The organism is Mesorhizobium sp. M7A.F.Ca.MR.362.00.0.0, from assembly GCF_004023175.1.
Lineage (GTDB): Bacteria > Pseudomonadota > Alphaproteobacteria > Rhizobiales > Rhizobiaceae > Mesorhizobium.
Genome location: NZ_RZTF01000507.1, coordinates 533 through 3,975 on the forward strand (window position 1 = coordinate 533; position 3,443 = coordinate 3,975).

At 60.8% G+C, this 3,443-nt stretch carries 4 protein-coding genes; all 4 read left to right on the forward strand.

The window, feature by feature from the left end; translation table 11 throughout:
• The coding region (locus tag EOC06_RS44220; protein ID WP_281062132.1) for an enolase C-terminal domain-like protein at positions 1 to 669 on the forward strand (669 nt) is incomplete at its 5' end.
• Positions 670 to 831: 162 nt separating this feature from the next.
• On the forward strand, positions 832 to 1,155 hold the full coding sequence (locus EOC06_RS34075; protein ID WP_128309873.1) for a septum formation initiator family protein: 324 nt from the start codon (positions 832 to 834) through the stop codon (positions 1,153 to 1,155).
• A gap of 193 nt (positions 1,156 to 1,348) precedes the next feature.
• Positions 1,349 to 2,386 (forward strand): pyruvate dehydrogenase (acetyl-transferring) E1 component subunit alpha, encoded by a 1,038-nt coding sequence (pdhA, locus tag EOC06_RS34080; RefSeq protein ID WP_128309874.1) that lies wholly within the window; start codon positions 1,349 to 1,351, stop codon positions 2,384 to 2,386.
• 15 nt (positions 2,387 to 2,401) lie between these two features.
• On the forward strand, positions 2,402 to 3,443 hold a 1,042-nt coding region (locus tag EOC06_RS34085), incomplete at its 3' end, for a pyruvate dehydrogenase complex E1 component subunit beta (protein WP_128309875.1).

The window sequence follows — 3,443 nt, forward strand, 5'->3', positions numbered from 1 at the left end:
GACGAGGGCGGCTTTGCCCCGAACCTGAAAAGCGCGCCTGTGGCGCTCGATTTCATCATGGAATCGATCGAGCAGGCCGGCTTCAAGCCGGGCGACGAGATCGCGCTGGGCCTCGATTGCGCCGCGACCGAGTTCTTCAAGGACGGCAACTACGTCTATGAGGGCGAGAAGAAGACGCGCGATCCCAAGGCCCAGGCCAAATACCTGGCCAAGCTTGCCGCCGACTATCCGATCATCTCGATCGAGGACGGCTTGGCCGAGGACGACTGGGAAGGCTGGAAGTACCTGACCGACCTGATCGGCAAAAAGACGCAGCTGGTCGGCGACGACCTGTTCGTCACCAATACGGCGCGGTTGCGCGACGGCATCCGCATGGGCGTTGCCAATTCGATCCTCGTCAAGGTCAACCAGATCGGCTCGCTGACGGAAACGCTCGACGCCGTAGAGACCGCGCACAAGGCCGGCTACACTGCCGTCATGTCGCACCGCTCGGGCGAAACCGAGGATTCGACCATCGCCGATCTCGCGGTTGCCACCAATTGCGGACAGATCAAGACAGGCTCGCTGTCGCGCTCCGACCGCATGGCCAAGTACAACCAGCTGATCCGCATCGAGGAAGAACTCGGCAAGCAGGCAAGCTATGCCGGCAAGTCGGTGGTCAAGGGCTGATCCAGAAACACCGGCTCATCGATACCGGACAAAAGGGCGGGAGCATTCCCGCCCTTTTTTGTTTCGACGCCGCCCAACAGGACACCCGTAACCGTCCGTTAAGCACAATCGGGCGAAAAAGATCGTGAGCCGCCTGAGTTCGCGGCCGCGAGGATTTGGATCATGTGGACGCGTCAGCACAAGCAGAGAAACACCGGCCGACTGATCATTCCCTCGCTTTGCGTGGCGTTCCTGGCCTATTTCGGCTTTCACGCCTATCACGGCGAATTCGGCATCTATTCGAAATATCAGCTGGAAGCCCAGACGGTGGCGCTGCAAGGCCAGCTCGATGTGACCAAGGCGCGCCGCATGGAACTCGAGCGCCGCGTTCGGTTGATGCATGAAGGCACGCTCGAAAAGGACATGCTCGATGAGCAGGCACGCAAGGCGCTCAATCTGTCCCAGGCTGACGAAATCACCATTATGTTGCCGACCTCGTCGAAATAACTGATTTCAAGTTAATCATCAATATTTTCAATGATTTTAATCGCTTAGGCGCATGCCAGCTATGCAAATTCAGCATGGCGCAACGCTTTGACGCGTGTTAGCCTCCCTTAAATCGGTGGGGAAGAGCTGATCTCCCCAGAGCAGATTTCATCTGCTCTAATGTCCACAAAGAGACGCCAACAGGGAGTGATGCATGGCCACCGCCGCCAGAAAAGCGCCTGCCAAATCCAAATCCGACGGAAAATCGGGGATTTCGGCCCCCAAGCCTGCCGAATTCACCAAGGACGAAGAGCTTGCCGCTTACCGGCACATGCTGCTCATCCGTCGTTTCGAGGAAAAGGCCGGCCAGCTTTACGGCATGGGTTTCATCGGCGGCTTCTGCCACCTCTATATCGGCCAGGAAGCGGTCGTCACCGGCATGAAGATGGCACTGATCGATGGCGATCAGATGATCACCGCCTATCGCGACCACGGCCACATGCTGGCGATGGAACTGTCGCCGCGCGGCGTCATGGCCGAGTTGACCGGGCGTCGGGGCGGCCTGTCCCGGGGCAAGGGCGGCTCCATGCACATGTTCTCCAAGGAAAAGCACTTTTACGGCGGCCACGGCATCGTCGGCGCGCAGGTGTCGCTCGGCACGGGCTTGGCCTTCGCCAACCGCTACCGCGACAACAACAATGTTTCGCTGACCTATTTCGGCGATGGCGCGGCCAACCAGGGCCAGGTCTATGAAAGCTTCAACATGGCCTCGCTGTGGAAGCTGCCGGTGATCTACATCATCGAGAACAACCGCTATGCCATGGGCACCTCGGTGTCGCGCTCTTCGGCGGAAACCAATTTTTCGCACCGTGGCGCCTCGTTCAAGATTCCCGGCATCCAGGTCGACGGCATGGATGTCCGCGCCGTCAAGGCCGCCGGCGACCAGGCGACCGAATGGTGCCGCGCGGGCAACGGGCCGATCATTCTCGAAATGCAGACCTACCGCTATCGCGGTCACTCGATGTCCGACCCGGCCAAATACCGCTCGAAGGAAGAAGTGCAGAAGATGCGCTCGGACCATGACCCGATCGAGCAGGTCAAGGCACGGCTGATGGAAAAGAAGTGGGCGACCGAGGACGAGCTCAAGACCATCGACAAGGAGGTCCGCGACATTGTCGCGGATGCCGCCGAATTTGCCCAGAACGACGCGGAGCCGGATCCGTCCGAGCTCTGGACCGATATCGTATTGTAACGGGAGGGCAAGGACATGCCGATCGAAATTCTCATGCCCGCTCTCTCGCCGACCATGGAAGAGGGCAATCTTTCGAAGTGGTTGAAGAACGAGGGCGACAAAGTCGTCGCCGGCGACGTCATCGCCGAGATCGAGACCGACAAGGCGACGATGGAAGTCGAAGCCGTTGACGAAGGCACGCTGGGCAAGATCCTGATCGCCGCCGGTACCGAAGGCGTCAAGGTCAACACACCGATCGCCGTGCTGCTACAGGACGGCGAAAGTGCCGGGGATATCGGCAAGGCCGCGGCGCCCGCCAAGGCGGAAGCGCCTGCAAAGGCAGAGGCTCCGGCGGACGCAGAGGATAAGGCGGAGGCCGCAAAGCCGGCTGCGCCGGTGGCTGCTGCTCCGAAGACGGAAATCGCCGCCGATCCGGACATTCCGGCCGGCACGGAAATGGTCTCGACCACGGTGCGCGAAGCGCTGCGCGATGCGATGGCCGAGGAAATGCGCCGCGACGGCGATGTCTTCGTCATGGGCGAGGAGGTTGCCGAATACCAGGGCGCCTACAAGATCACGCAAGGCCTGCTGCAGGAATTCGGGCCGCGGCGCGTCGTCGACACGCCGATCACCGAGCATGGCTTTGCCGGCGTTGGCGTGGGTGCGGCGATGGCCGGCCTGAAGCCGATCGTCGAGTTCATGACCTTCAACTTCGCCATGCAGGCGATCGACCAGATCATCAACTCGGCCGCCAAGACGCTCTATATGTCGGGCGGCCAGATGGGCGCGCCGATCGTGTTCCGTGGACCGAACGGCGCCGCCGCACGCGTCGCCGCTCAGCACTCGCAGTGCTATGCCGCCTGGTACAGCCACATTCCGGGCCTGAAAGTGGTGATGCCCTACACCGCCGCTGACGCCAAGGGCTTGTTGAAGGCAGCGATCCGCGATCCGAACCCGATCATCTTCCTCGAGAATGAAATCCTCTACGGTCAGTCCTTCGACGTGCCGAAGCTGGACGATTTCGTGCTGCCGATCGGCAAGGCGCGCATCCATAAATCAGGCAAGGACGTCACCATCG

Bases quoted from the DNA above. Each gene is read 5' to 3' on its own strand.
- EOC06_RS34075 (WP_128309873.1), top strand. From the start codon at position 832: ATGTGGACGCGTCAGCACAAGCAGAGAAACACCGGCCGACTGATCATT.
- pdhA (WP_128309874.1), top strand. From the start codon at position 1,349: ATGGCCACCGCCGCCAGAAAAGCGCCTGCCAAATCCAAATCCGACGGA.